Annotated in this window: 33 protein-coding genes; 11 read left to right on the forward strand and 22 right to left on the reverse strand. The window is 46.1% G+C overall.

Annotated elements, in window-relative coordinates; all coding sequences use genetic code 11:
• Positions 1-196: 196 nt before the first annotated feature.
• Positions 197-1,378 (reverse strand): C45 family autoproteolytic acyltransferase/hydrolase, encoded by a 1,182-nt coding sequence (locus tag AC6I8Y_RS12265; RefSeq protein WP_498020268.1) that lies wholly within the window; start codon positions 1,376-1,378, stop codon positions 197-199.
• A 229-nt stretch (positions 1,379-1,607) separates the two neighbouring features.
• On the opposite strand from AC6I8Y_RS12265, the gene AC6I8Y_RS12270 reads away from it, so the two are divergent.
• The gene (locus AC6I8Y_RS12270; protein WP_394150625.1) at positions 1,608-1,988 is read left to right on the forward strand and encodes a hypothetical protein; all 381 of its coding nucleotides are present in this window, start codon (positions 1,608-1,610) and stop codon (positions 1,986-1,988) included.
• Positions 1,989-1,993: 5 nt separating this feature from the next.
• On the opposite strand, the gene rodA is transcribed toward AC6I8Y_RS12270, so the two are convergent.
• From rodA to AC6I8Y_RS12300, 6 genes are all read right to left on the reverse strand, one after another.
• Positions 1,994-3,079, reverse strand: a complete 1,086-nt coding sequence (gene rodA, locus AC6I8Y_RS12275; RefSeq protein ID WP_394150627.1) for a rod shape-determining protein RodA — start codon at positions 3,077-3,079, stop codon at positions 1,994-1,996.
• Positions 3,080-3,161: 82 nt separating this feature from the next.
• Positions 3,162-3,839, reverse strand: a complete 678-nt coding sequence (locus AC6I8Y_RS12280; RefSeq protein WP_498021508.1) for a DedA family protein — start codon at positions 3,837-3,839, stop codon at positions 3,162-3,164.
• Positions 3,840-3,920: 81 nt separating this feature from the next.
• A complete protein-coding gene (locus AC6I8Y_RS12285) occupies positions 3,921-4,295 on the reverse strand; it encodes a hypothetical protein (RefSeq protein ID WP_252011549.1) in 375 nt (124 codons plus the stop codon).
• 84 nt (positions 4,296-4,379) lie between these two features.
• Complete coding sequence (locus tag AC6I8Y_RS12290; protein WP_394150630.1) at positions 4,380-4,796, reverse strand: MarR family winged helix-turn-helix transcriptional regulator; 417 nt, start codon at positions 4,794-4,796, stop codon at positions 4,380-4,382.
• Complete coding sequence (dmeF, locus tag AC6I8Y_RS12295) at positions 4,796-5,713, reverse strand: CDF family Co(II)/Ni(II) efflux transporter DmeF (protein ID WP_498020269.1); 918 nt, start codon at positions 5,711-5,713, stop codon at positions 4,796-4,798. The genes AC6I8Y_RS12290 and dmeF overlap by 1 nt, the downstream gene beginning before the upstream one ends.
• A 95-nt stretch (positions 5,714-5,808) precedes the next feature.
• Positions 5,809-6,177 (reverse strand): winged helix-turn-helix transcriptional regulator, encoded by a 369-nt coding sequence (locus AC6I8Y_RS12300; protein ID WP_128649366.1) that lies wholly within the window; start codon positions 6,175-6,177, stop codon positions 5,809-5,811.
• 161 nt (positions 6,178-6,338) lie between these two features.
• Here AC6I8Y_RS12300 and AC6I8Y_RS12305 point away from each other — a divergent pair, with 161 nt between their 5' ends.
• The 4 genes from AC6I8Y_RS12305 to AC6I8Y_RS12320 all read left to right on the forward strand — a co-directional run bounded on the left by AC6I8Y_RS12305 (position 6,339) and on the right by AC6I8Y_RS12320 (position 9,169).
• Entirely contained in the window at positions 6,339-6,881 is a 543-nt protein-coding gene (locus tag AC6I8Y_RS12305; RefSeq protein ID WP_394150634.1) for a nuclear transport factor 2 family protein, read from the forward strand.
• 244 nt (positions 6,882-7,125) lie between these two features.
• The gene (locus AC6I8Y_RS12310; RefSeq protein WP_394150636.1) at positions 7,126-7,527 is read left to right on the forward strand and encodes a DUF2061 domain-containing protein; all 402 of its coding nucleotides are present in this window, start codon (positions 7,126-7,128) and stop codon (positions 7,525-7,527) included.
• Positions 7,528-7,796: 269 nt separating this feature from the next.
• The gene (locus AC6I8Y_RS12315) at positions 7,797-8,636 is read left to right on the forward strand and encodes a transposase (RefSeq protein ID WP_498020270.1); all 840 of its coding nucleotides are present in this window, start codon (positions 7,797-7,799) and stop codon (positions 8,634-8,636) included.
• A 191-nt stretch (positions 8,637-8,827) separates the two neighbouring features.
• A complete protein-coding gene (locus tag AC6I8Y_RS12320; protein WP_128649367.1) occupies positions 8,828-9,169 on the forward strand; it encodes a hypothetical protein in 342 nt (113 codons plus the stop codon).
• Between the two features lie 199 nt (positions 9,170-9,368).
• Here AC6I8Y_RS12320 and AC6I8Y_RS12325 read toward each other — a convergent pair whose 3' ends face one another.
• From AC6I8Y_RS12325 to AC6I8Y_RS12335, 3 genes are all read right to left on the reverse strand, one after another.
• Positions 9,369-9,869: a DUF3332 family protein gene (locus AC6I8Y_RS12325; RefSeq protein WP_042477647.1), complete on the reverse strand. Its 501-nt coding sequence runs from the start codon at positions 9,867-9,869 to the stop codon at positions 9,369-9,371.
• A 324-nt stretch (positions 9,870-10,193) separates the two neighbouring features.
• Positions 10,194-11,540 carry a magnesium transporter gene (locus AC6I8Y_RS12330; RefSeq protein WP_498017830.1) on the reverse strand — a complete coding sequence of 449 codons (1,347 nt, stop codon included), beginning with the start codon at positions 11,538-11,540 and terminating at the stop codon, positions 10,194-10,196.
• A 608-nt stretch (positions 11,541-12,148) separates the two neighbouring features.
• On the reverse strand, positions 12,149-12,955 hold the full coding sequence (locus tag AC6I8Y_RS12335; RefSeq protein WP_394150643.1) for a crotonase/enoyl-CoA hydratase family protein: 807 nt from the start codon (positions 12,953-12,955) through the stop codon (positions 12,149-12,151).
• A gap of 292 nt (positions 12,956-13,247) precedes the next feature.
• On the opposite strand from AC6I8Y_RS12335, the gene AC6I8Y_RS12340 reads away from it, so the two are divergent.
• Complete coding sequence (locus tag AC6I8Y_RS12340) at positions 13,248-13,568, forward strand: hypothetical protein (RefSeq protein ID WP_394150645.1); 321 nt, start codon at positions 13,248-13,250, stop codon at positions 13,566-13,568.
• Between the two features lie 210 nt (positions 13,569-13,778).
• Positions 13,779-14,018 carry a hypothetical protein gene (locus AC6I8Y_RS12345; protein ID WP_042477637.1) on the forward strand — a complete coding sequence of 80 codons (240 nt, stop codon included), beginning with the start codon at positions 13,779-13,781 and terminating at the stop codon, positions 14,016-14,018.
• A 139-nt stretch (positions 14,019-14,157) separates the two neighbouring features.
• Here the strand turns inward: AC6I8Y_RS12345 and yihG are convergent, their stop codons facing one another.
• The 11 genes from yihG to AC6I8Y_RS12400 all read right to left on the reverse strand — a co-directional run bounded on the left by yihG (position 14,158) and on the right by AC6I8Y_RS12400 (position 22,415).
• Positions 14,158-15,042: a 1-acylglycerol-3-phosphate O-acyltransferase, YihG family gene (yihG, locus tag AC6I8Y_RS12350; RefSeq protein WP_498020271.1), complete on the reverse strand. Its 885-nt coding sequence runs from the start codon at positions 15,040-15,042 to the stop codon at positions 14,158-14,160.
• A gap of 128 nt (positions 15,043-15,170) precedes the next feature.
• Entirely contained in the window at positions 15,171-15,674 is a 504-nt protein-coding gene (pgpA, locus tag AC6I8Y_RS12355) for a phosphatidylglycerophosphatase A (protein WP_394150651.1), read from the reverse strand.
• Positions 15,671-16,642: a thiamine-phosphate kinase gene (gene thiL / locus AC6I8Y_RS12360; protein WP_394150653.1), complete on the reverse strand. Its 972-nt coding sequence runs from the start codon at positions 16,640-16,642 to the stop codon at positions 15,671-15,673. The genes pgpA and thiL overlap by 4 nt, the downstream gene beginning before the upstream one ends.
• 91 nt (positions 16,643-16,733) lie before the next feature.
• Positions 16,734-17,201: a transcription antitermination factor NusB gene (gene nusB, locus AC6I8Y_RS12365; protein ID WP_006069876.1), complete on the reverse strand. Its 468-nt coding sequence runs from the start codon at positions 17,199-17,201 to the stop codon at positions 16,734-16,736.
• Complete coding sequence (gene ribH / locus AC6I8Y_RS12370) at positions 17,201-17,671, reverse strand: 6,7-dimethyl-8-ribityllumazine synthase (protein WP_004415274.1); 471 nt, start codon at positions 17,669-17,671, stop codon at positions 17,201-17,203. The genes nusB and ribH overlap by 1 nt, the downstream gene beginning before the upstream one ends.
• 175 nt (positions 17,672-17,846) lie before the next feature.
• Entirely contained in the window at positions 17,847-18,956 is a 1,110-nt protein-coding gene (gene ribBA, locus AC6I8Y_RS12375) for a bifunctional 3,4-dihydroxy-2-butanone-4-phosphate synthase/GTP cyclohydrolase II (protein WP_042477632.1), read from the reverse strand.
• Positions 18,957-19,002: 46 nt separating this feature from the next.
• On the reverse strand, positions 19,003-19,656 hold the full coding sequence (locus tag AC6I8Y_RS12380) for a riboflavin synthase (protein WP_394150655.1): 654 nt from the start codon (positions 19,654-19,656) through the stop codon (positions 19,003-19,005).
• A gap of 3 nt (positions 19,657-19,659) precedes the next feature.
• Positions 19,660-20,769, reverse strand: coding sequence for a bifunctional diaminohydroxyphosphoribosylaminopyrimidine deaminase/5-amino-6-(5-phosphoribosylamino)uracil reductase RibD (ribD, locus tag AC6I8Y_RS12385; RefSeq protein ID WP_394150657.1), 1,110 nt, complete (start codon positions 20,767-20,769; stop codon positions 19,660-19,662).
• 35 nt (positions 20,770-20,804) lie between these two features.
• Positions 20,805-21,254, reverse strand: coding sequence for a transcriptional regulator NrdR (gene nrdR, locus AC6I8Y_RS12390; protein ID WP_128649373.1), 450 nt, complete (start codon positions 21,252-21,254; stop codon positions 20,805-20,807).
• An 82-nt stretch (positions 21,255-21,336) separates the two neighbouring features.
• Positions 21,337-22,122 carry a tRNA pseudouridine(65) synthase TruC gene (gene truC, locus AC6I8Y_RS12395; protein WP_498020272.1) on the reverse strand — a complete coding sequence of 262 codons (786 nt, stop codon included), beginning with the start codon at positions 22,120-22,122 and terminating at the stop codon, positions 21,337-21,339.
• Positions 22,119-22,415: a YqcC family protein gene (locus AC6I8Y_RS12400; protein ID WP_446567965.1), complete on the reverse strand. Its 297-nt coding sequence runs from the start codon at positions 22,413-22,415 to the stop codon at positions 22,119-22,121. Before AC6I8Y_RS12400 ends, truC begins: the two co-directional genes overlap by 4 nt.
• A gap of 134 nt (positions 22,416-22,549) precedes the next feature.
• On the opposite strand from AC6I8Y_RS12400, the gene AC6I8Y_RS12405 reads away from it, so the two are divergent.
• Entirely contained in the window at positions 22,550-23,599 is a 1,050-nt protein-coding gene (locus AC6I8Y_RS12405; RefSeq protein WP_498020273.1) for a DUF3549 family protein, read from the forward strand.
• A gap of 9 nt (positions 23,600-23,608) precedes the next feature.
• Positions 23,609-23,908: a DUF3301 domain-containing protein gene (locus AC6I8Y_RS12410; RefSeq protein ID WP_112462101.1), complete on the forward strand. Its 300-nt coding sequence runs from the start codon at positions 23,609-23,611 to the stop codon at positions 23,906-23,908.
• Here the strand turns inward: AC6I8Y_RS12410 and AC6I8Y_RS12415 are convergent.
• Positions 23,799-24,377, reverse strand: coding sequence for a GNAT family N-acetyltransferase (locus AC6I8Y_RS12415; protein ID WP_498020274.1), 579 nt, complete (start codon positions 24,375-24,377; stop codon positions 23,799-23,801). The genes AC6I8Y_RS12410 and AC6I8Y_RS12415 overlap by 110 nt on opposite strands.
• 828 nt (positions 24,378-25,205) lie before the next feature.
• Here AC6I8Y_RS12415 and AC6I8Y_RS12420 point away from each other — a divergent pair.
• Entirely contained in the window at positions 25,206-25,493 is a 288-nt protein-coding gene (locus AC6I8Y_RS12420) for a hypothetical protein (protein WP_252011513.1), read from the forward strand.
• Positions 25,486-25,959 carry a YaiI/YqxD family protein gene (locus tag AC6I8Y_RS12425; RefSeq protein WP_042496907.1) on the forward strand — a complete coding sequence of 158 codons (474 nt, stop codon included), beginning with the start codon at positions 25,486-25,488 and terminating at the stop codon, positions 25,957-25,959. The genes AC6I8Y_RS12420 and AC6I8Y_RS12425 overlap by 8 nt, the downstream gene beginning before the upstream one ends.
• The last annotated feature ends 11 nt before the right edge of the window (positions 25,960-25,970 follow it).

Consider the following 25,970-nt stretch of genomic DNA (forward strand, 5'->3'; position numbering starts at 1 on the left):
AATCTTCGTCCTGAAAAGGTGATATTAAGCATCTGAGAAGCGTAACGCAGTGATCAATGCGTCGAAATCGCATTTAAGTATGGAAAATGAAAAGCGGCAGGTACTACGAATATACGAAACCGCCTTGGCCGAAACCGACCAAGGCAGATCGACAATTACTACCGATAGATAGAGATTAAACAGCTATCTATGCTAGTTACTTATTGATAAACAGTGATTTAACATCAACATGTGCCCAATCACTCTCTGCACCTAGCGCAGGTAGTTTGACCCACAGTTGAAGCTCGTTGAGGTCTGCTACGATTTGGTAGTTGGTGAGATCCACATCTTGGTTAGTTGGTTTGGTTACACCACCGTTTTCTTTAAAGCTGCCATCTTCGTTGTATAGCGTTAGGTCGAAGATATCACGCATTTGTTGTGTATCCAGTTGACCTGCTTTTTCATCGTGACGCGCATTGAGGTTATCAAAACGTTTTAGCGAGAAGCTTTGTGTTTCACGTTGACCTAGACCCCAATCCGGGTTCAAGAAAGTGTTCACTGTTACAAACGAGCTTGCGCCTTTGTCTGCAGAGCGTAGACGGTTCTCTTGAATAGTGTTCTCGTAGGCGCATGCTTTACCTTGTTGATCAGCAAGCATCCAGATAGCGGCTACATCAGTACGTGCGGCTTGGAAACGAGCGCTTAAGGCTTCAATTGAGTCAGACTCAGCCATATAGTCGAACACAGAGTTCAAGAATGAAGGCTTTTCGATAGAGACAATGTTGCCGCCCATTGACGTACCATCATGCAGGTCAGTGTAAACGCCTTTGTCATTGAAACCTGTTACTAGCCACTGCCAACCAGGCCAGCTCACGTTCACGATGCCATTAGAGCCATCTGTTGGGTTATAAACTGTCGTGTAGATTGGGAAATCCAAGAATAACTCAGCCCAGTCCATATTGCGTCCGACAAGAGCATGGCCATCTTTGGTGTTTTCTCCCCAAGTCGCCAACGATGAACAACCTGAGAAAGAGTGCAGTTTACCCAAGTAGATAGCCATCGGACCGCTTTGGTCTAGCACGACCACTTTCTCAACGGGCCAGCCAGCACCGTCGGCTACACCTTGGAAATATTGCTTACGACGCAGTGACAGTGCGTTAAAGATGCGAGTACCAAACAGCTCAAATGCGTCAGCTTGCGTGATCAAGCCATGATTGATTTCTGGTTGAACGATTTTTTGGTACATCGCCTCCATATGATCTTTCGCTAGCGCACCATATTGACGGCCCATCTCGAACCAACTGCCTTGCAGTTGAAGGACGTAAAGCATCTCTTCGTTGGTTTCAAAAATTTTGCCGTCTTCAAATTGATTAAGCAGTGTCAGTGTTGAAGTTGTCATCGTTAGTTACCTCGATAGAACAGTATTGTGAAGTCGAGGTAGATTGTATGAATCTTGTGCAAAACCAACCAATGCACAGTGATGGGTTGAGTCCTCCAATATTCCTTTTCGATAAAAACGAAAAAAAACAGAACTGGCGATAAGCCTTACCATGTCTTAATGTGTATTGTACAAGCGTGCGAATTTTTCGTTTAAAACGGGCTTGATGTCTTGATGTTAGAGGTACTATTTGAGCAACTTGATCGAACGATGTAATCGGGAACTTAATAAGGTCGTAAAGTACTACCCTGAAGAGAAAAGAGACAGCGCTGAATGTTTGCTGGCTCAGCTTGTCTCTTGTGAGGTTTTTCTCATCCAGTACCCAATTCTCAATCACTTCCGAGGCAAAAGCTCACCTTGGTATCATGTACAAAACCTCCGTCGAATTCTTCTAGCCAAACCCCGTGACGAAGCCATGAACTGCTATGAGGATCCCATGTTTCAAGGCTGGTCCATGGCCAAAATCGACGATGCCCGTGTCTATGAGAAAACCATTCCCGAACGGGTACGAAAAGCTTACTTAGACTACCAGTTCTTCATCGAGCAATATGGTAAGGGTGCTTACGACTAAGCCAACTACTCATAACGCGACGATGCTCGGCACAATGACATAATGATGCCAAAGCAGACGCCTTGCGTGATCATCGCGGTGCCACCATAGCTGAAAAATGGCAATGGACTTCCCATGACAGGCAGCAATCCGCTAACCATTCCTGTATTAATAAAGGCATATAAAAAGAAACTCAGTGCCAATGACCCGCACACCAATCGGCTATAGGCGTGATGGCAATGACAAGCGAGCCAAAGTGCCCTCAAGGTGATAAACAGATAGAGCAACAGCAGCAATACACAACCAAGAAACCCCCACTCTTCCGCATAAGCAGAGAAGATAAAATCTGTATGGCTCTCTGGAATGAAACCGAGCGAACTTTGCGTGGCATTCATCCAACCTTTCCCTGTCACGCCCCCAGAGCCAATCGCGATATGCGATTGAATGATCTGATAACCAGAGCCCAGCGGGTCACTTTGCGGGTTAAGAAACTGCACAATACGCTTCTTCTGGTAAGCCTCAATCACAAAAAACCACAGCAGCGGTATCGAGGTGGCAACAAGGGCAACAAAGCCACCAATGATCTTCCAACTCATGCCTGCGAAATAGAGCACAAATAGCATGTATATGATGCCGAAGATTGCTCCATCGAGATCAGGCTGAACAAATATCAAGCCCGCTGGTATGGCGGTCATCAAAATAGCGACGAGTAGCCTAATCCCGGTTGGTCGCGTCCCTTCATGCTGTATAAACCACGCCACCATCATGGGAATGGCCAGTTTCACCAACTCTGATGGTTGAAAGCGAAAACCTGCAATACTCAGCCAGCGCTGAGAGCCGTTACTACTATCTCCAACAAGGACAACACCAATCAAAAGTAGAATGGTAAGCAGATAAAGATAAGGAGACACGCGGCGATACTGCCTTGCCGGAATCGACGCCATGATCACAACACACAAGATGGATATCCCACAGCGCATGAGATGGTTGGTCATGGTGGCTTCGCTATAACCGCTGGCACTCCAGATAGTAAGTGAACCAAGCAACATGATTGAGACGATCGCCAACAAGATGAGGACGTCGATTTTTGGAGTATTAAGAGCTTTCAGCATACGAATCTAGCGAGCAACGCCATTAAGACGTTGCTCATCTCTACAAATATCATGGGTAAATAGCGCCGAAAGGCGCATCTGATTAGGATTTTTTCAGGCTATTTCGATAGCCTGAAAGAACGCGGCGCAGACGCCAAGTAACAAAGGTGATGATCGCGGCGCACAGGGTCACAATAGGTGCTGCCATCAGTACCATCGTCGCGACTCTACTCACGGTATCTGGCAATGAAGGTAAGACGAATCCTACGCCCGCTAACAATGCAATCCATAGCGTTGCACTACACCAAGCGAAGTAGTGAAAACGCTGAACTTGGTGCTGACGAATCCCCATTACCATAGGCACAAGTGAGCGGACTCCCGGGACAAACCTGGCAACGAATAGCGCAATTAGCCCATGGCGACCCAAAAGGTTATCGACCAGGCGCATATTGCTCTCAGGCACTTTCGTCAGCCAGCCTTGAACAACGGGAAGTTTGTTAAGCCAACGTCCCTGCAAATAGGCAAGCCAACTGCCGACGGAGGCAGCGATGATGAGCAGCGCGAATGCGAGAAATGGGTTAAGAACCCCTACGGCAGATAAGGTTCCCACCAACACAACGACACTGTCACAAGGCAATGGCGCAGCTGGTAAAAAACTGCTTTCAAGACCAATAAATATGGTCACTAAGATATAAATCAGCACCGCGCTACCAGGCGACAGCAACGCGTCAAAGTCTTGATTCCAAATGGCAATCAAGACGTCTTGGGTCGCATCAAGCATAGCTACTCCCAGCATAGTTACTCCCAACATAGTTACTAAAAAACGAAACGAGATGAATCGATGAAACGTTTAGGTTGAGAACTATCGAGAGTGAATAAAGCGAAACTGAAGGTTGGACTCGTGCCAGCCACCGAGTCGAGGGTGAGCGAAAGCCAGGTAACTTCTTGGGATCGCCCTTCTTGAAAGCGCAAACACAAACCATGAGCTCAAGGAGAGCACCAATATCAGCCAAGGCAGAGGATCTTGAGGTCGAGATTGAAGTTTTTGTGGTGGCAATCGCCAGGTTGACAGACGCAGTAGTTGATTGTCATTGGCAAGGTCAGGAACCCGCTCTGGATTCACCACCGAAGGTTGGTAAAAGTGTGTAGTCTCACCAATAGACTCTGCGACGCCGCTCAATAGCAGCATCGTTAGCAAAGTCAGCAGGAATGGGACGAGCTTTATCGGTCGCTTCACACACAAAGCCTAGTAGTGGGATCTGCCTATATGTACTGCCAAGCGCCTAAAAAAGCAATGAGAATTTAACGGCTCTAAATCCGATTAGAACTCGTGATTCATCTTCGATAGACATGAGATAAGTAAAGCTTCTTGCCCCTCATCAAAATGGCGAGTGATGTCTTTAACTAACTCGAGGTGTAATTGGTTGTGGTGACGGTGAATTGCTTGCCCCGCCTCTGTCAACCCAACCACAATTGCACGGCGATCGTTCGGATGAGGGAAACGTTCCATCAATTTTGCAGCCACTAGCTTATCGACCTGTACCGTCAAGGTACCTGTAGTGATCCCCAGTTTATCGGCGAGCTCTTTCATTCGCATGGCTCCATGAACACCCAAAACCTCTATGGTGTGTACTTGAGCCAATGAATAGCCGGTCTCTTTGACGACAGACTGCTCCCAAGACGACATCTTGTCGTAGAACTCGGTCAGCAACTGGTTTAACGTTTCTAGATTCTGCATTAAGTCGAACGTACTTCTAATGTGAGATGACTTATCTTATCAAACTTGCTCAGCTTTTGTTTGTACGCCAGCAAAGAAAGCGAGTCCTTAGACACCAAGGTAATTGCCGCCGCATAGTGATGACCACTCACTCTCCAGATATGCAAATCAGCTACTTCAGCAAAGGGCGCAAGCTCTTCACGAATTTCTTCTCGATATGTTTCTTCAATGCTCTCGTCGAGCAAAATAGGGCTGGTTTGTTTTAGGAGATTTAGCGTCCATTTACCAATAACCAGGGCGCCAACGATCCCCATAAAGGCATCTAGCCAATTCCATCCATAGAGCTTACCCAGAATCAAGGCGCCAATAGCGAGCACAGAGGTCAACGCGTCCGCTAAAACGTGCAGGTAAGCAGCTCTTAGATTGTGGTCGTGATGTTGGTGTGCATGTCCGTGATCATGTGAATGCCCATGGTCATGATGATGGTGGTCGTGATGATCCCCCAGCAAAAACATACTCGCGACATTCACGGCCAAACCAATAAAGGCGACGATAATAGCTTCATTGAAATGAATCGGCTGTGGATTGAACAATCGGTGCACCGATTCGACGATCATCATAATCGCCACAATACCCAGCGCAATCGCACTGGTATAGCCCCCAAGTACGCTAACCTTGCCCGTGCCAAAGGAGAATCTATCATTGTTCTCATGCTTCTTCGCATAGCGATAAGCAAACAAGGTGATACAAAAAGCGGCAGCGTGTGTGCCCATGTGCCAACCATCAGCCAACAGTGCCATAGATCCGTAGATGGTTCCCGCTACGATCTCGACCACCATAGTGGTGACAGTGAGCAGCAGCACATAAAAAGTTCGCTTCTCACCTTGGTGATTATGGCTAGAAAAATTGTGTGAGTGAGGTGCAGATTCAAAAGACATGGGGCACACTTTGTTTGACAATCAAAATACTTGATTATCAATTTAGTTTGACTATCAAACAAAGTCAACCGTAAGTACCTAACACCCAATAAGATTTATTGGTTGTCGTACGCCTCGCGAGAGCGATTAATCTCATCTTGATGACTTTCCGCCCACTGAACCAGGTTATAGAGTGGCTTGACGAGATCTCTGCCTAAATCTGTCAAAGCGTACTCAACGCGCACCGGTACCTCTGGGTATACCGTTCGATTCACATACCCCTCTCGCTCTAAATCACGCAATGTCTGAGTCAACATGCGTTGTGAGATCCCTTCGATTCTCGACTTCAATGCATTAAATCGATCGGATCCATCCACTAATGCAAATAAGATCAGCAATGACCATTTATCGCCTATTTGTGCGACCACATTTCTAACTGGGCAGTCGCTGTTGTTGTAAAACACTCGTCTCTCTGTATTCGCCATTTCGACCTTCAACCTCTATCCATTCGTTTGCCTGTTTTGCTCCAACAGTTACCAAAAGGTAACCAGCGCAGCTTTAGGTGCCTTCTTGTAGTGTAGGTTACTATTAATTACTATGGTTATCAATCTATACCAAACAAGCAACATTAGAAAGGGAGATCACCATGATTAAACGACTTACTTCACTTATGCTTCTCGTCGCAACAACCACCGTTTTTGCGCAGTCTAACGACTCTGTCACGATAGATCTTGCGTCATTGAAGAAGGAAAACTGGACTGAGCAAGAAGCCAACAATGCTGCGCTGATCACTGACTTTGTACAGCACCTGATGAACGACCATGACTTTGATTATGTGATGAAGAATTATAACGACAGCGCCTATGTGCAGCACAATCGAAACCTACCAGATAAAGTGACAGGTCTCGTTGGGTTTCTAACTGAGTTTGTCGAGGAATATCCAGACTACAGCTATGATGTAAAGCACATCTATGTCGACGGCGACTATGTGATTTTTCATTCCCACGCGACACTAAATAAAGAAGACCGAGGGAATGATGAAAAAGGGATGAACATTATCGATACTTGGCGTATCGAAGATGGCCGCATTGTCGAGCATTGGGACTCCATTCAGGCACTCGACTTTTCGATGAGAGTCTACTCCCTAATCAGTGGTGGCGATATTGCCAACGAGAACGGTGTGTTCTAATAGCTGACTACTACCAAACGAGCACTCGCCTACTCACGACGTTACGACGACTGCCCCCAATCCGCGCAATGCTAAGGGGGCAGCATTTACCACTCACTCTACGCTTCATCCTCAAAACTATTCATAACTCAATATTGATAGGAATTAACTATCAAAATAATAGGGGTAAATTACTTCCGTTACTGAGAATAATTATCAATAATATTTACATCAAAACAGATTAGCGTTCAATGAGGGTAACGTCATGATCAAGACTATAACTTTTGCAGGCATCCACTTCACGATTGCAACCACGGTAGCTTTTGCTCTTACTGGTGACTTTTTGCTAGGTAGTCTTGTCGCCATGATTGAACCAACCATCAACACAGGCGCTTTCTACCTACACGAAAAAGCGTGGCAAAAAGTCGCCTTTTTAAAACGTCGACAGTCTATGACGCAAGTGAAGACCGCTAGCTTTGCCGTTATTCACTTTAGCGTTGCCTTCACTGTGACTTACTTGCTAACTGGGGATGCATTTATCGGTGGCTTGATGGCAACAATCGAACCAGCCATTAACTCAGTCGCCTACTTCTTCCACGAGAAAGTATGGCAGCGCAAATCTCGCGAGAGCATTGGGGTTAACTTCAACAAACCTGTTGCCGCGTAACGACCACCATCGCAATACATTCAGAATGATCTATTCGAAAACCTAGGGGCATGTCATCGACATACCCCTTTCTGCATCTGTCCATTGGGAAGTCAGTGAATTCTAACTAGCAAATTGTGATAGCTATCCGCGTCCTATGAATAGTGCTGACATATTAGTCAATGAATCACATCAAAAACCTAATAGGGGTCAAGTCTTGCCTTTTGCCTTTCTATCTGATTCCTCTATAGTAAGACCTACCTCCAACCATGACGATGACCGATACCGCAATGAGCAGACCACTACGAATCGAATACCCTGGCGCCTTGTATTATGTCACTTGCAAAGGCAGCGACGGACAACCTATTTTCCAAGATAGGGGCGATTTTGAACTGTTCTTACACGTGCTCGAGCATACTGCCCTTCGATACAATTGGCAGATCCATAGCTACTGCTTAATGTCGAATCAGTATCATGTGATGTTAGAAACACCAGATGGCAATCTGAGTATCGGTATGCGCCAGCTTAATGGCGTTTACACGCAAAGGTTTAATCACAAACGTGGTCACAGCGGACACCTATTCCAAGGTCGCTTCAAATCGATCTTGATCGACCGAGAGGCTTACTTCTTGTCAGTTAGCCGTGATATTTTGCTAAACCCAGTACATGCAAAAATGGTCGTCGATCCAGAAAGTTACCCATGGAGCAGTTGGTGTTATCTAAACCGTAGCAAACCATCACCAACCTGGTTTGATAGTAAAACTACGTTAGAGTCATTCGACAGCAGTCCATCTGCCGCGCTAGAGAAATACAAACAGTTTGTCTTGGATGGCAAAGATGAGAATCCATGGCAAAACGTGAAACGACAGATTTTCTTAGGTGATGAAACGTTTATCCAGCGCCATCTTTCTAACCTAGATGGTAGCGATATTGAGCTCAGTGATAGCCCCACGCCACAACGACGCTCAGCCCCTTTGACTCTAGAGGAATACGAACAGCAAGCACAAAGCCGCGACGAAGCGATTTGTTTGGCATTTAGAAGTGGCGGTTATACGCAAAAGCAAATTGGTGCGTATTTTGGTCTGCATTACTCACGAGTAAGCCGTATTGTTTCCAAATCGACGCTCTAACTGAGAGCTGTGTTAATCGTCAACTGTGCGTTATCACTCACTTACTGCTTTTAACTCTATGAATGATTAGACATTTTGTTACGACTTTATAAAAGAGTGCGGTAGAATCGCCAATCCACTATTAAGAGTGTTAGCGCAAAGACTAACCCACATGTGGCATATCAGAGTAACAATAGCAGTAAGGTAATCAGATGAATCGAATTGTTCATGTACCCGCTCAGTTTTGCGAGGTGGGCAAGCATGAGACTGTCGACTATAGTGATTCTCCCGTTTGGCGAAAAACAGGGTATTCGAAATCCGTAGTCGATAGTGTCCGTTTGGCAGAAGATCTGCAAAAAGCCGTGGAAACACTCAACCACGATGGCTATGAGGTCGTGGCTATCACGCCAATTACTAGTGGTGACTATGACTACAAGGCGTTATTAGAGGCAGGTGGTCGTGGTGAGAATGGCTATGGTGGATACGGTTATGGCTATGGTTTTAGCTATACACAAGGCCTTATTGTAACAGCAAAGCGGATTCGTACTTCTTAATCGTCTCAGTGTATTTCAATCGAGAAGATTGCATACCGATTTTTACATTTTGCCACGCTCTAGTCATAGCGCTTCTGTTGATGCGTGGTAGGATCATCTCAATCCAATAATCTCCTTTTTTACATCCTATTTATTGGTAATAAGGCCTACCGGTATCAGCACCCAGTAGGCCTTGTTTGTTGCTAAGGCAGACTAGCGATTATGACGCAGCGGCGTACTGCTCCAATTCTTGATGCGTTGCGGTCGTGATGTACTGACCATCTAGATAGAAATCAACGGACTCTTCACCACTTACGCCTACCAGGGTACGAGCTTTACCTTCCTCGTCAATAAACTCCATTTGCATGGTGTTGTTATCAAGCTTTGAAAGCTTCACTGGTGCGGTAGAGAATTGCTTACCCACTTTGTGGTTTACTTTGATGTACGCCTCAGCTGGCGTATCTGCAACGGCCTTTTTCTTAGTAATAGGGTTCGTGCCCGTCCAAAACTCGATCGAGTTAACCACAAACAAGTCAGCCGCAGCTGTGATCGCGTAAACCGGTGACATCAGAGTATAAAGACCAGCACGGGCATAACGGTTGTCGACCCCTTTTAGGTTTACTTCATACATAAGTGCACCCGTTGTTGCCATTTGACCGATACAGCCAGTCAGCATTGTCGACATTAGTGCTGCAGTAATCGTTGTTTTGATCAGTTTCATTGCTTAAAAACCTCTCACTCACACTGCCAACACAGCGCAAGCAAGTTGATTGAAATTATTAGAAAAAATCAGCAATCAGTGCTGGTTTTTCATTCCCGCCACCAATAAATGGCGCGGGATTATAACTCCAATCAAAATCGGTTCTAGGTGCATTTTTGCTGCGCTATCTGCGCATTAACATTCAAGACCCACTTTCTCAATAACCACTCACAACAAAGCAATTAAAGTGTTTTAATTCAGAATGTTATACTTGGTTCGTTTATCGTTCAGCTGTTCCTATCGCCACGAAAAAATCACAAAATTTCAACCTGTGACAGCCATATCCTACAATAGCACCAAACTTGCCGTTCCTAAGAAGGCGAAGAAACCCACCACGTCTGTCACTGTGGTCAAGATAACTGAGCCAGCAAGTGCAGGATCGAGCTTTAGCTTATCGAGTATTAATGGGATAAGTACCCCAAACAGCGCCGCTGTGATGATATTAACGATGATAGCCAATGCAATAGTGCCGCCAAGTAAAGGAGACTGGAACCACAGCCCGGCAACTGCACCAATGATTGCCGCCCACAACAAACCATTGATAGCACCGATCCCTAACTCATTTTTGATCAAGGCGAATCGGTTACCTGACGTGATCTGATTTAAGGCCATAGAACGAACCATCAGTGTTAGGGTTTGGCTACCAGCAATTCCTCCCATGGAGGCCACGATCGGCATGAGAACTGCGAGTGCGACAACTTGGGCGATAACATCCTCAAACAAACCAATCGTCACTGAAGCAAGAATGGCAGTTAACAGGTTGATACCCAGCCACACACCACGCTTTTGTGAGCTTTTAAGAATCGGAGCAAATAGATCATCTCCCTCATCCATACCCGTACCAGCCATAAGGCGCGTTTCATAGATTTCACGCTGGGTACTTAATGCAAACTTCCAATCGATTTCTCCGACCAGACGTTTGCGTTCATCGAGTACTGGCAACGCAGCAAACGCTGAGCGTTCCATTGCGTCTACCGCTTCGGTTAACGCCATATTGGCACTTAGAGTGTTCACATGCTCAAGCACTAACTGTTTGATACGCGCTTTCGGGTCAGCGCTTAGTAAATCGATGTAGTCCACCATGCCTCGGAAGCGTTGCTGCTTGTCGATAAGGTAGATGTGGCTTGCCGATTCGACATTGTATTTAGCAACTAAAACTCGAGCACGCTCTACAGATATGTTGAATGGGATAGCGATAACCTTACGCTCCGCCCAGCGACCCAGCTCTTCTTCTTCGTATTCGTTGGCTTGGTCATAAAGCTCGAGTTCACCTGGTTCAAGCAGCGATATCGCTTCTTCAATGATATCTTCTGGTAAAGAGTCTGCCCATTCAATAAGTGATAGGTTATCCAGCTTAGCAAGCGTGAGTCTTAGCTCTGTCTCTGACAAAGCATCAAGAATCGACACCCTCACTTCGCCGCGCGACTCGGTCAATACTTCAATGTGACTCTCAAGAGGCAGTTCACGCCATAACCGCACCCTTTGTTCAATTGGGAAGGCTTCAAGGATCAGAGCAATCGACGATGCGTCGAGACCCTGCTCTATAAAGCGATTGAGAATGTGCGGCTGCTGTGCCTCTTCTGCCTGTGAGATTTGCTCAATTTGAACTGACAGATCTTGGAATTCGCTCACTGCGGGCTCCCTGTAACCGTGCGCGTAATTGGAATACCTTCTATCATAGCGAATAGGTCACCAAGCCACATTCAGAATATTGATAAAGCTGAATAAATCTTAATCGTTTAGCGTCACTTCAACTTCAATTCTCCACGTAACTAAACACGATCTCTCCTTGAAGCATGGTCATAACAGCACGAACTTTCCCAATTGATCCTGTCATATGGTTGACACCTAGGCTTTTTGCAACATTGCTGGTGTAAGCACCAATCGCGGTTACCACACCGTTTTGATAAATCCTCAAAATCCATCAACTAGACGCATGATATATAAATGCGATATTGATTCGTAAAATCAATCAGTTATATACACCGAATTGATATCAATAAAAGTACATAAGACTATTCACTTCTATGTATATAAGTGTAATGATATGTACCGGCTTATAAAAATTGAACCAATATCACAAAATAACAACGTTTGGGAATCATTCATGTGCAAGTGTAAACATGCAGTATCACTAGTTAGAGTCCGACGCAGCGTCTGGCAGAAACTCTCTGGCATCAAAGAGGTTTATCGATGCCGAGAGTGTGGAGTGAAAACCATCGTTCGCTAACGATACTGATTTACCAATAACGCTGCCTAGGTTGAAACTTAGGTGGCGTTTTTTTTCTTAATGCGCTTTGCATTCGACCGAAGTTTCGACCCAGCATAATGCGTATTTGACTATAAGTTTCATAAGCGAGTAGCTTCCACGCTGGTGCAGTCCAGTATCTGGTGTACATATGCTTCATGGCAGCATTCACATCAGGCGACATTTTCGTGATTTCGGAAGCGAGTGATAACGCTTCCTCAATTGGCTGATCACTGACCTTTGTCACTAGTCCATACTCGAGCGCTTGTTGCGCAGTAAGCTCAGTTCCACAAATAGAGATTAACAAGGCTTTGTCTTTTGGCATCACTTCTCTAAGTGCTATCGAGCCGGCCATATCCGAAGTTAACCCCATCTTAGATTCCATGATCGACAAGTTCGCGTTTGGTGAGCAAATACGAAAGTCGGCACCGAGCGCAATCTGCATACCCGCTCCCCAGCAATAACCATCAATCGCTGCGATTACAGGAACAGAGAGTTTGCGCCAATTACTACTAACTTGTTGCGCGCGATTGGATTGGCCGGGAAGCCATTTGAAAAGCAGCCTCACGGCATTGCTCTTTTGCGTCATCATAGATTTGAAATCTAAGCCCGAACTAAAGTTGCCGCCAGCTCCGGTCAAAATCACCGCTCGCAGTTGACGATCTTTTCTGAGCAAACGACTGACATCAATTAACTCATCAAACATTGCCATATCGACGCCATTAAGTTTGTCTGGTCGATTGAGTGTTACTGTCACAATATCGTCTGAACGACTTACTTCAATCCTTTGATACGTCATCTTTGTGATTTCCCTATAGTTGTTTTCTGACTGTAGTTATTTTTTGAAGTTACATGCTGACTTTTTAATCAGTTTAGTGAGAGTTCACGTCAACGTTAGAATATTTACTCAATAATGAGAGGTCTCGCCTATTAACAATAGGGTCACGCATTGTGTGAGATGCTGCTGATCAAGTAGCGACTTCACTACTAATTTTAAGAGGTCGGTTACGTTCTAAAGTTATAGTGCTTGTTTTATATCATTTGAGTGTTTGAATGGAGGAGCTCCATTGGATGAATAGGAAGTACAATCCATGATTACGGAAAATCAAAACTCGCAAGTGTCAAACATTGACACTCAACCCACACCTGATGCCCATCAGAGTACCGATTCAATACATGTCATCGAATATAAACCTCAGGATCCTTGGTGGTTTAATGCGATTATGGCCACGTTTACCTACCTGTTGCTGGTCTTCGTTTTACCGACTCAGTTAGCTGGTGCTGACCGTGATACATTAGCGCTAATCGACTCGATTAGCCGATTGGCTATACCCATCTCGTTGATATGGTTTACGCCTACAATACTCAACAAGCTAAAACAGTTTCGTCAAACTAAAGTGACACCAGCGTAGCCGTTGAGTGATCATTTATGGGCATCAGCAAGATGCTTGTCGGTAAAACTTTATTTTTCTAGCTTCACTTCAGAACTTTATTGATTTACAGACAGTTAGCTCTAGCACACTTCTGCCCCACTAAAAATGTGAGTGAGATCACCTTGATCGTACATTTTCATAGTGTTATCGTGGTTTGGATGACGAAAATGTGACCACAAGGAGTGTGCTTTGCCGAATATTCAAGTGAGTCGTTGGCGTGTTGAATCTTGTCCTGAAGCTTTAGAGCAAAAGATCATCTCAGCCGTCGCCTACAAGGAAATGAAGGGAACTATTTCTGATTTTGAGTTGTGTCAGATATTCGGAGAAACCGTTTGGAAGAGCGGCGATGATTACCATACTCATGCAGTATCCGTGCTTATTAACGAAGCAGAAAAGTGCTGCAGAGTCATACCAAGACAGTTAGCCTAATAGCTTTCAGTTTGCTAATAGTATTCAGTTTGTATCAAAACTGTCTTAGTCTCATTAAAAAGGTCTACCCTCGGGTAGACATTTTTTGTGTCTTTTTACGAGACCTAATCTCACAAATAACTAGCCTTGTGACAATTCGCTAGCCTTGTGAATAGATACCTTCGAGTGTTTCGTCTTTGCGCTTCCATACATCGTTTAGCCAGTAATGGAAACGGCGCTTAAATACTTTGTCGTTGAAATAGTCGCCGGTCAGGTTCTCATCCATTTCATACACGTCTATCTTCACCACGACTTTGGTGAGTTTTCCTTTTAGCATATCTTCAAACGGCTTTTCACGATTCTCTGGGTACGCCAAGGTGATGTCAACGACACCATCGAGCAAGTGATTCATCGCATTCAACGTAAAGGCTACGCCGCCTGTTTTCGGCTTAAGGAGATGGCGATAAGGTGTCTTTACCGTCGCTAGCTTGTCTGAGCTAGCTCGAGTACCCTCAACAAAGCTGATCATTGTGGTCGGGACGTGTTCAAACTTACGGCACGCTTTACGTATGGCATTGAAGTCATCATTACGACGCTCAGGGTGTTTGACCAAATAGGCTTGAGAATGACGCTTCATAAACGGCATATCTAACCCCCAGCACGCTAACCCTACAAACGGTACGTAAAGCAGGCTTTGCTTCAAAAGAAACTTACACATCGGGATTTTGTTTTTCATCACCGAGGTAATGATCACGATGTCCGTCCAACTCAGGTGATTAGACAGCAGCATATACCACTGCTCTGGAGATAACTCTTCCCCACCCTCAACTTGCCAATCAATATTATTGTTGATGTTGAGAAGCCAAAGGTTGAGCGTCGCCCATAACCACATCTGTTTGTTAGACAAACTCGTCATCAAAGTTTGGATTGGCTTCAAAGGTAAGACAAGTTTGATAATGGAAAATGTACACACAACAACCGCAGTCACCGCTGTGTTGAGGATTACCAAAAGAGAGGAAATGACCAGTCGTAGATTACCAAGCATACATTTTGTTACATCTGAAAAAGGGAGGGCAATAATAGCAATTTTTTGTCAAACGTATAGTAATGCTTTGTCATTTGCGTGGAGCTTGGACAAGCTCCACGAATAATTCATTTTATAACAGTAGGTTACTAAATCCAGCCCGCGAGATGTCCGACCAGGTAGAGCGCAATTGCAGCCATCACACCCGCCACAATGTCATCGATCATAATGCCGAGACCGCCATGCACGCGCTTATCTAACCACCCTATCGGCCACGGTTTTACCATGTCAAAAAAGCGGAATAATACGAAGCCAGTAATCAGCCATTTCCAATCGTCGACGGGCAGCTTAAGCGCTGGGACGATTGCCATGGTAATCCAGAAGCCCGCGAACTCATCCCACACGATGGAGCCGTGATCATGCACGCCCATATCTTGAGATGTCACATCGCAGATCTTGATACCTATGATGCATGCCAATACGACCGCAATGAGATATACACTAAGAGGCAGTTGAACTAGCAGCAAATACAGTGGAATCGCGGCAAGGGTTCCCATGGTGCCTGGAATAACTGGTGACAAGCCACTGCCAAAGCCAGTTGCTAGCAAGTGCCATGGATTTTTAAGTGAGATTAGATCGAGAGGATTGCTCATTGATTTCCCTTAAAATGATCGAAGCCATCAAGTTGCCAACTCACTGGCGCCTCATTGTTATGCAGTTCTAACTGACCAGTCCCGGTGATCTGCCCAATACAAGTGAATGGCGTGGTACTCAGCGCGACTTCTAACTGCCCACGGTTTGCTTCAGGCACTGTAAAGCATAGCTCGTACTCTTCACCGCTGGTTAATGCGTACTGCTGCGCTTCTTCCTTTCCACCGACGAATCGCACCAGTTCATCAGAAAACGGCAGTTCAGCAACATTCAATCTTGCGCCGACGTTTGAACGCTTAAGGATATGCCCCAAATCAGAAATAAGGCCATCTGAAATATCAATGGCGGATGAAGCAATATCGCGCAGCGCTAGACCAGCGAGCACTCGAGGTGTCGCTTCAAAATGGCGTCTTTGCAGTTCGCTATTAAGCTCTCGGTCACCACTGATGTTCTTCTCTAAAATCACATCCAGACCCGCTTTCGCATCGCCAAGCTTTCCGGTTACGTATATCCAATCACCAGATTCAGCACCATGCCTCGTTAGTGCCTTGCCTTCTGGCACTAGCCCTTGGACGGTCAGGGTAATCGTCAGCGGTCCTCTCGTGGTATCCCCGCCGATTAATTGAATTCCGTAGTAATCCGCAAGCTTGAAGAAGGCAGAGGAGAAACGCTCTAGCCAAGACGCGTTCATCTCAGGAAGCGAGATGCCCATGGATACCCAAGCCGGAGAAGCGCCCATTGCGACAAGGTCGCTAATATTAGAAGCGAGCGCTTTATGGGCGATATGTGCAGGATCCGCATCGGCTAGGAAGTGAGTACCCGAAACTAGAGTATCAGTGCTAATGGCAATGTGGGAGCCGTTTGAGGGTGCAACGATGGCGCAGTCGTCGCCTTGAGCCAGGACAACGTCCTTTCGGCTTTGCTGCTTATGAGCAAAGTACTTGTCGATTAAGCTAAATTCACCAGACATCGTGTCGATTTCGTAGTAAAAAGGTGGAAAGAGTATATAAAAAAGGCCAGCAAATTGCTGACCTTTTTACGAATAGACAAACTTTGTTTCGTTACTTCTTACGAACGTGCGGTGCGGCTTTATCTAGCACACCGTTAACGAATTTGTGGCTGTCTTCAGCTGCGAATACTTTTGCAAGTTCGATAGCTTCATTAATAACCACTTTGTAAGGTACGTCTTCACGGCTTGTCATCTCGTACATCGCTAGGCGAAGTAGCGCAAGTTCCATCATATCTAGATCTTGCATTGGACGAGAAACAAATGGACGTAGCTTGCTGTCTAGTTCCGTGTGATTCAACGCGACACCCGTGAGTAGGTCACGGAAATATACAACGTCAGTCTCTGGCGCAGTCAATGCAGGCTCAGCAGCATGATGCTCTTCTTCATCATACTTACCACCTGATAAGAACTGTTCTTCAACAGTGGCAACATTTTCTTTAGTAATTTGCCAAGAATAAATTGCTTGCAGAGCAAATTGACGTGCATTACGACGTGCGGCTGGTTTCACACTGGCCCCCATTAGGAATCGATTTCAGAAAGAACGTTGATCATTTCAAGCGCGCTTAGTGCAGCCTCTGCACCTTTATTACCAGCCTTGGTTCCTGCACGCTCGATAGCTTGATCGATGGTATCAACAGTCAATACACCAAAGGCTACTGGTAGGCTATATTCCAGAGACACTTGTGCAAGACCTTTATTACACTCACTACAAACATAGTCGAAATGTGGTGTACCGCCACGAATGACTGTACCTAGCGATACGATTGCATCAAACTTGCCAGTTTTTGCAACACGTTGAGCAACAAGAGGTAGCTCAACTGCACCTGGGCAGCGTACAACCGTGATGTTGTCTTCGCTCACTTGACCGTGACGTTTCAAAGTATCGATAGCACCAGATAATAGGCTTTCATTGATAAAACTATTGAAACGAGAAATAACAATAGCAATCTTTGCGTTCGGTGCTGGGAAGCCACCCTCGATAACTTTCATATGCTTTCCTTATAAACTATGTTCATCGCGCGAGAATCGACGGATTCTAGCACAAGTCATTTATTAATATCTACCGCTAACTTTGCTCAAACAAGGCTTTAGCAAAGCGTTTAAAAACGAGGTGCGGACTCAATGAGAAAAAGCCTTTGCTTATCAGAAGCAAAGGCTTAATAAATTACTCGGTTACGTATTCCGTTACTGTCAGACCGAAGCCACCCAATGCGTGGTATTTTTTATCAGCCGACGACAATAGCTTCATTTCGTGGACGCCGAGATCAGCCAGAATTTGCGAACCAACCCCTACGCGACGTGATGTGCCCTGCTTTTTCGCCATCGTTGGCGCAGTGCCACTGTCTTGCTGCTCAAACATCTTGATTTTATGAACCAAGAGTTCAGTACTCTCTTCGTTACCAAGAATGACCAACACACCCCCTTCGTCACCAATACGCTTCATCGCTTTATCTAGCGTCCAGCTGCGGTCGGAGTTACGGTTTGAGCGCAGAATATCAGTGAATGTGTCTTGCAAGTGAACACGTACTAACGGCGTTTTCGCTGTCAAATCTCCTGCACACATCGCATAGTGGATTTGGTTATCGATCGTATCACGATAAGTAACAAGCTCGAACTCACCAAACTCTGTTGGTAAATGACATGCGGCAACGCGTTCAATGGTGGTCTCGTTGTTGTTACGGTATTCGATTAGATCAGCAATCGTGCCAAGCTTGATGTCATGCTTCTCGGCAAACACTTCAAGGTCTGGACGACGTGCCATGGTGCCATCGTCGTTTAGAATCTCAACGATTACCGACGCTGGCTCAAAGCCAGCAAGCTTAGCAAGGTCACAACCCGCTTCAGTGTGACCTGCACGAGTCAGAACGCCACCATCTTGCGCAGCAAGTGGGAAGATATGACCTGGCTGAACAAGGTCTGCAGCCTTTGCATCTTTAGCAACAGCAGCTTGCACGGTGCGAGCGCGGTCTGCTGCAGAGATACCTGTCGTCACGCCCTCGGCTGCCTCAATAGACACAGTGAAGTTTGTGGTGTATTGAGCGTTGTTGTCTTGCACCATAGGTGGCAGACCCAATGATTCACAACGCGCTTTGGTCATAGTTAAACAGATGAGACCACGACCGTGTGTCGCCATAAAGTTAATGGCTTCAGGGGTAATCTGCTCAGCGGCCATAATAAGGTCGCCTTCGTTTTCACGGTCTTCATCATCCATAAGGATGACCATTTTTCCTAAACGAATATCTTCGATGATTTCTTGCGGCGTACTAATTGGCATTTCACGTTCCTGTTGTTGCGCTCGTTGTTATATTGGTTTGGCAATATTACGCAAAACCGTTTTGTTGTAAGAATTCCATAGTGAGTCGAGATTCTGGCTCACTTTGCGCCTGAGCATTGAGTAAACGCTCCATATAGCGCGCTAGAACGTCGACCTCTAGGTTTACTTTTCTTCCTACCTGGAAGTGGTCGATCGTCGTCTCTTCGGTGGTGTGCGGCACTATGGTTAGCTTAAAAGCATCTTTGCGCAAATCGTTCACGGTAAGGCTAATACCATCGACTGTAATGGAGCCTTTTTCCGCAACATATTTACTCAGCTCAGAAGGCATTTGAACCCAAAACTCAATAGCGCGACCCACGTGTTGTCGGTCAACAATCTCACCGACACCATCGACGTGTCCCGATACAATATGACCACCAAATCGAGTTGTTGGCAGCATCGCCTTCTCAAGGTTTACTTTATCGCCCACGCGATAGTCAGCAAAACCGGTTTTATTGAGTGTTTCTACCGACAAATCAGCTTGATAACTCGTCTCTGAGAAGTCAGTAACCGTCAGACAAACGCCATTGGTGGCAATACTATCGCCGAGCTTTACATCGCCCATGTCCAGCTTGCCGACTTCGACTGTCACGCTGATATCTTCACCTTTCGGTGTAATGGCTTTTAACGTGCCAACGGCTTCTATAATTCCTGTAAACATCTTCTAATTCTTTGTTAGCTGTGGCGTGGCAACGATACGGATATCTTTGCCCACCAAACGAATATCTTTAATATTGAGGTCGATAACGTCTTGCATCTCTTCAAGACCGAGCGCACCGATCAGTCCTCGACCATCTGCACCCATAAGCTTAGGCGCTAAATAAACAATAAGCTCGTCGACAAGTTGCGCTTGCATCATTGAGCTCGCCAGCGTTGCACCCGCTTCGACCCAAACATGATTAATCTGATGCTCTGCTGCCAAGGCGTCTAGCGTTTTCGCGAGATCAAGCTGCTCATCACTAATCAGTGAGATATCAAGGTCACTACCTTGGTTGGCAACTCGGATAATAGGACCTGGCGATTGAAACAGTTTAAGTTCTTCGGTGAGCTGATGATGTCGATCCAGAATCACGCGAGTTGGTTGGCGAAGCTCCTCTTGCTCTATCGTCTCTTTTACGTGACTTGGTAGTTCATCCCAGCGAACGTTTAGCGATGCGTTATCGTCAATGACGGTCTTGCTCGTTGATAGGATAGCGCCAGCTTGCGCTCGATACGCTTGCACATCTTTTCTTGCTTCTGGCCCAGTAATCCACTGACTTTTGCCATTCGCAAGTGCAGTCTGACCATCGAGGCTGGCTGCCATTTTTAGCTGAACGAAGGGACGCTTGGTTTCCATCTTCTTGAGAAAACCCGGATTGAGCGCACGAGCATCTTGCTCGAGCAAGCCAACGTGCACCTCAATACCTGCTTCTTCAAGCATGGCAAAACCGCGACCCGCAACTTGTGGGTTAGGATCAGACATGGCGCACACCACTTTCGCGACGCCTGCTTTAATCAAGCCTTCGGCACAAGGTGGTGTGCGACCATAGTGTGAGCAAGGCTCTAAGGTCACGTAGGCCGTTGCACCTTTGGCTTTGTCACCAGCCATTCGCATCGCATGCACTTCCGCATGTGGCTCACCGGCTTTTTTATGGTAACCATGACCGACAATCTCATCGCCGAGTGTAATCACACAGCCCACGTTAGGATTTGGCGCTGTGGTAAAGCGTCCTTTTTTCGCAAGGTCTATCGCTAAACTCATCATTTGATGGTCGATAGCGCTAAACTGACTCATAGTGATCCATACCTATCGTTGAGTGGGGTAAACCGTTAATCTTCTAAGCGAGCGATCTCTTCACCGAACTCGCGAATGTCTTCAAAACTACGGTATACGGATGCAAAGCGAATATAGGCGACCTTGTCTAACTCTTTCAGTTGAGTCATCACTAAGTTACCAATCATCTCACTCGGCACTTCGCGCTCACCAGTGGCACGAAGCTGAGATTCAATGTGGCTGATGGCCAGTTCAATAGAGTCTGCGCTCACTGGGCGCTTCTCTAGAGCACGCTGAATGCCACCCACCATTTTATCTTTGTTAAAAGGCTCTCGGTTACCATTGGATTTGATCACTTTTGGCATCACGAGTTCAGCACTCTCAAAGGTGGTGAAACGTTCATTACACGCCAAGCATTGGCGGCGACGACGCACCTGATGGCCATCAGCGACCAGTCTGGAATCGATGACCTTTGTGTCATTTTCAGAACAAAATGGACAATGCATAACACCTCCTATGGTTTAGACCACAGTTTAGCGAAATTTAACCTATTAAGAAATCTACTATTTGACCAGTCAGGTAACGCAATTAGGTGTAATCTTGGATGGCGTCACACTCTTGCCAATCAAATTCGCGAACCAAGCTACACCACACGGAATCGAAACTCGCTTTGATGACTACCGACTCTTGCGTAATTGGGTGTTCGAACTCAAGACATGACGCGTGCAAGAGCAATCGACGCGCATCAAAATGGTCGCGGAACAAACGATTGTGTCTGCCATCACCATGAGTAGTGTCACCGATAATCGGATGACTCAAGTGGTGCATGTGGCGACGCAGCTGGTGCTTTCGACCTGTTTTTGGCTTCATCTCCATCAGACAGTAGCGGCTGGTTGGGAAGCGCCCTGTTGAATGAGGAACCTCAACCTTGGCAAGCGGCTCATAAGCGGTGACGGCTGGCTGTGCTTCTTTGTCTTTATCAGCAAATTTATCGGCGATCTTATCCAGCTCAACCTTAAGTGCGTAATCCAATACATCCCCTTCCTCAATCCAACCGCGGACAATCGCATGATAGGTCTTCTGGATATTGTGCTCAGCGAACATAGGCATTGCCTTTGAGGCGATTTCACTCGATAAAGCGAACAGCAACACGCCTGAAGTTGGCCTATCTAAACGGTGCAAAGGAAAAACGTGCTGCCCTATCTGATCGCGTAAGGTCTGCATCACAAATCGAGTTTCATTTTTATCTAGCCACGAGCGATGCACTAACATACCGGCAGGCTTGTTGACGGCAATCAGATAGTCATCGCGATACACGATTTCAAGAGGCTCGATTTGAGTTTCATCTTGAACCGATTCAATGGATTCACTCATTTTGCTGCCTCATCTATCTGCTTTAACACCAATAAGATCTCATTCAGTTCACTGCGCTGCTTCCAAACTTCTTCAAAATAAGGGGTTATCTCAAAACCCTTGGGCAAGTCACTTCCCGATTGGAGCAGCACTTCCATTCGTTCAATAAAAATCCATTGCAGCCACTCGTGAGGCTCCAATGTATCGACGGCAAACGGTTGTTGACTGCTCAGTGCTGTCACATCTGGAGATTGCTGTTGCCACAGTGAGTGCTTTTTAAGCAGCTGTTTCAACTCAATAAGTAATAACTTCATAATTCTATGGGGATCGAGACGAACAGATTCACGACTTTCACTCATCGATATTGAAAATGCTCGTTAATGACTTGAAAATTGGCGATAGAATACCATTTATTGTTCTATACCCAAACCGTACTAGGAACCCCTCCATGGAAACCATTCATACTTTGACGGATCTGTTGGTCAACAGTGGCTGCCAATATCATATTTACGATATCTCTCGACGCGTACAACTGATTGATAATGAACAGTTCGCCGCCGTTGAGCGTGCCAGTCAGCCCTACCCGTATCCGATTCAAAGGCAAGCTCAGTTTGCTATCGCTTACTGGAATGAAGAGAAACAGCCTTGGATTTGGTTCCTTAAATTCCAACTTGATGAACGTGGTTTGCTAAGCCAAGGCGATGTCGGCCAGTTTCTAAAATACGTTCTGGAAGCAATGGGGACGCGTCTTGGAAAAGAAATGAGTGAAGAGCAGCAGCAAAAGCTCTCAAACAACCCATTTACGTTTAAGCCAACAGACGACAAGTTAGCTGTCTTCCATAGCCTATTGAGAGCAGAATTGGATCTGACCACCAGCCAATACTATCAGCATGCACGTGACTACTTCCGTGGCGACCTAGGCTGGGATAACTGGCAAACGGTTGGACTGCAAGGCATCACGGATATGGCAGCAAGGCTTGGGCAAGAAGAAAATGGCCGTTTGATCCGCACTAGTTTACGCCACCTTGCAAGCGAGCCCCGCTATGCCCTACTTGGCGCACTTGAGCATGTGGCGTTGCCAGAAAAGCTCTCTACAACACTACGCGAACTTGCTCAATTTGAATGTGAGTCCGATGAACCGGATCTGTTCTTATTAGCGGCCTATGCTCGTGCGCTATCTGGTGGCAAACCACAACAACTTGAATCCCTGGTTTCAGAGATTTTGGCAAGTGCTCGCTTGAGTCATCAAGAGGTACTTATCGCTATTGCTGGTCGTGCTTGGCAGCCTCTGACTACTCCAGCCTCAGCCGAGAAGTTCTTGGTACGTCTAGCACAAACGGGTAACCAAGGCTTGTTTAATCAGTTATTTGCCGATCTGGTTATGATACCGAGCCTGCGTTTGGTGCTTTTGCCATTGCTGCACTCTAGCCCATCACCAGAGCTCGCCAGCGCATTGGTCGCACTGCAACAAGCGGCAACACAAGGAAAAACTCACTAGGAAGGTGAAATGATAGATAATCTTTTGATGATATTGGCGCTGAGCATGTTCTGCTTTGTATTTTGGCAGCAGCGGCGTCAATCTGAGATTGCTAAGGCGGCGGTGACACGTCGCTGTAAGGAGTTAGATCTGCAAATGTTGAGCGTCTCGTTTGGCGCTCACAGGCTAAGAGATGCCAACGGCCGATTCGGTTGGCATACTATTTATGAGTTTGAGTTTTCAGCGCTTGGTGACGACTATTATCAAGGTAAGCTGGTGATGAAAGGCTTCCATGTGCTGAATTTTCACTTTCCGGCACACCGAATGTAGATTGGAACTGATAGTACGGGCCATGCTCATCTTCCGCTTGTCCGTACTGCTCAAACCCGAGTTTACTTAGCAATCGAATCGAAGAAGCATGGTCAGTATCGACGTTCGCTTCAAGCCTCTTAAGCCCTAATGTATGAGCAGCATCGGGAATAAACGCTCTTAATACCTCTGTTGCAATCCCTTTGTTCCAGTATTGCTTATCAAAGATATAGCCTATCTCTCCTTCACCTTCTGCTCCACGCTCAATGAAAATATGCCCCATATAATCGCGCGTACGCAGATCCAGTGCCGCCATCGCATAGAACTTTGAATCGCTCAGTATGGATTGAAACAATCGGCGCGCAGTGGCCAAGGTATGAGGACCATTCATGTGTTTACGATTTTTCGCGCACACGTTAAGCATTAGAAAATCCGACTCTAAATAGTCGGTATAGGGGACGAGAATGGTTCTGCGAGTAACTATTGTCATTGACTTCCTTTTCGTAACTAAATACCCAAGTAACCTAATGTAGGCTTTAGACTCTGCGTTCTTTAGATTAAGTGCGACACTTGCATGAGAAGTATGAAAGTTAGGGTTTATAAATAAGAAAAGCCCCAACACTTGCGTATTGGGGCTATAGTCTTACTCGCAGCAGTCCGGCTACTAAAAATGCTCCATGCATCATCCGTAATAGTGGCTGAATCCTTCAGCTATATCCATTCGTCGCCGTCCTAGCGGTGTCCATCTCATCCAATGACGCTAACCATCCCAGTCAGCTCGCTTCACTTGTTCCTTGAGCGGTGTCCTTGACCATCATCCTGATGGGGTTCCTACACTCTTCCTGAGCGTGTCCATTTCCTTAAAAATCACCGTCCTGATGATTGTTCGCTTCCCGCGCTATCCTAACTTCCTTGCTAGTTACGTTTCCCTTGGTAACCAAATCTTCTTCCTGAAGATGACCTTCCAATGTCATTCCTGTTCCGTGTCAGCATCCTTCCGACAGGTTCTAATTTACCCTAATGGCGATTCTGGACAATCTACCCAATACAATTTTTTTTGCATCGACACTGTTAAAATATGGTTAATTATCCTATTAAACATATGCTTACCTATTTTTTCTTCCAAATTTCTGGCGATCTTTTCTCTTTATCTCACAGCTCGTGTGAGAGATCTCGCACAGTGCGTTTCCAAATTGGCTAATGTCTTAGATTTACTCGCTTAAAGTCACTGGTGATGCTCGTCACATAAGCTCCACCTGTACCTCCCTTAGATTCGAAGGTACTATTAACGGAAAGCCTATTTAACGGAATAACCACCATGATTACCAAAGATGTCTCTGCTGAGATTGAAGCTGCAATCAGCTCATTGCACGCCGAGGGAAAAGAGCCGACCGTCGCCCTAGTAAAAGCGCGTTTGAAGACAAAAGTACCTATGCCTGCGCTGATCACTGTGATCAAATCTTGGAAGAGCAGTCAGCACGTACCTAAAGTAGAAATCGCAGCTGAAAAGGCCGAGCAACCTCTCGAGCTAAGAGTGAAAGAATTAGAACAGCAAGTTGCCGCGCTGACTCAGCGATTAGCTGCATTGGAGCAATCTCGTGACTGAGCCGTTAAAACAAGCTGTTAAGATTTGGGTCGATGCCGATGCGTGCCCAAAAGTGATTCGAGAAACACTGTGCCGCGCAGCCGAGCGTACGGGCTTAACCTGCACCTTTGTGGCTAACCACAGTGTGCCCGTACCGAAACGAGACAATATCCACTCACTGACCGTACCTGCTGGGTTTGACATTGCGGACAATGAAATCGTGAAAAGAGTCAACGCCGGTGACTTGGTTATTACGTCTGATATTCCATTGGCAGATGAAGTCATCACCAAAAACGCCGTGGCGCTCAGCCCACGCGGTGAGCTTTACACCAAAGATACCATTAAGGCACGCCTCAATATTCGTGACTTTATGGATACCATGCGCTCTAGTGGCGTTCAAACTGGCGGTCCTGCGCCACTTGGGCAAACAGAGCGCCGCGAGTTTGCCAATCATTTGGATAGATTTCTGGCAAGAGCTACTCGCTAGGTTGAGTTTGC

It is taken from the genome of Vibrio sp. KUL78 (genome assembly GCF_059725505.1).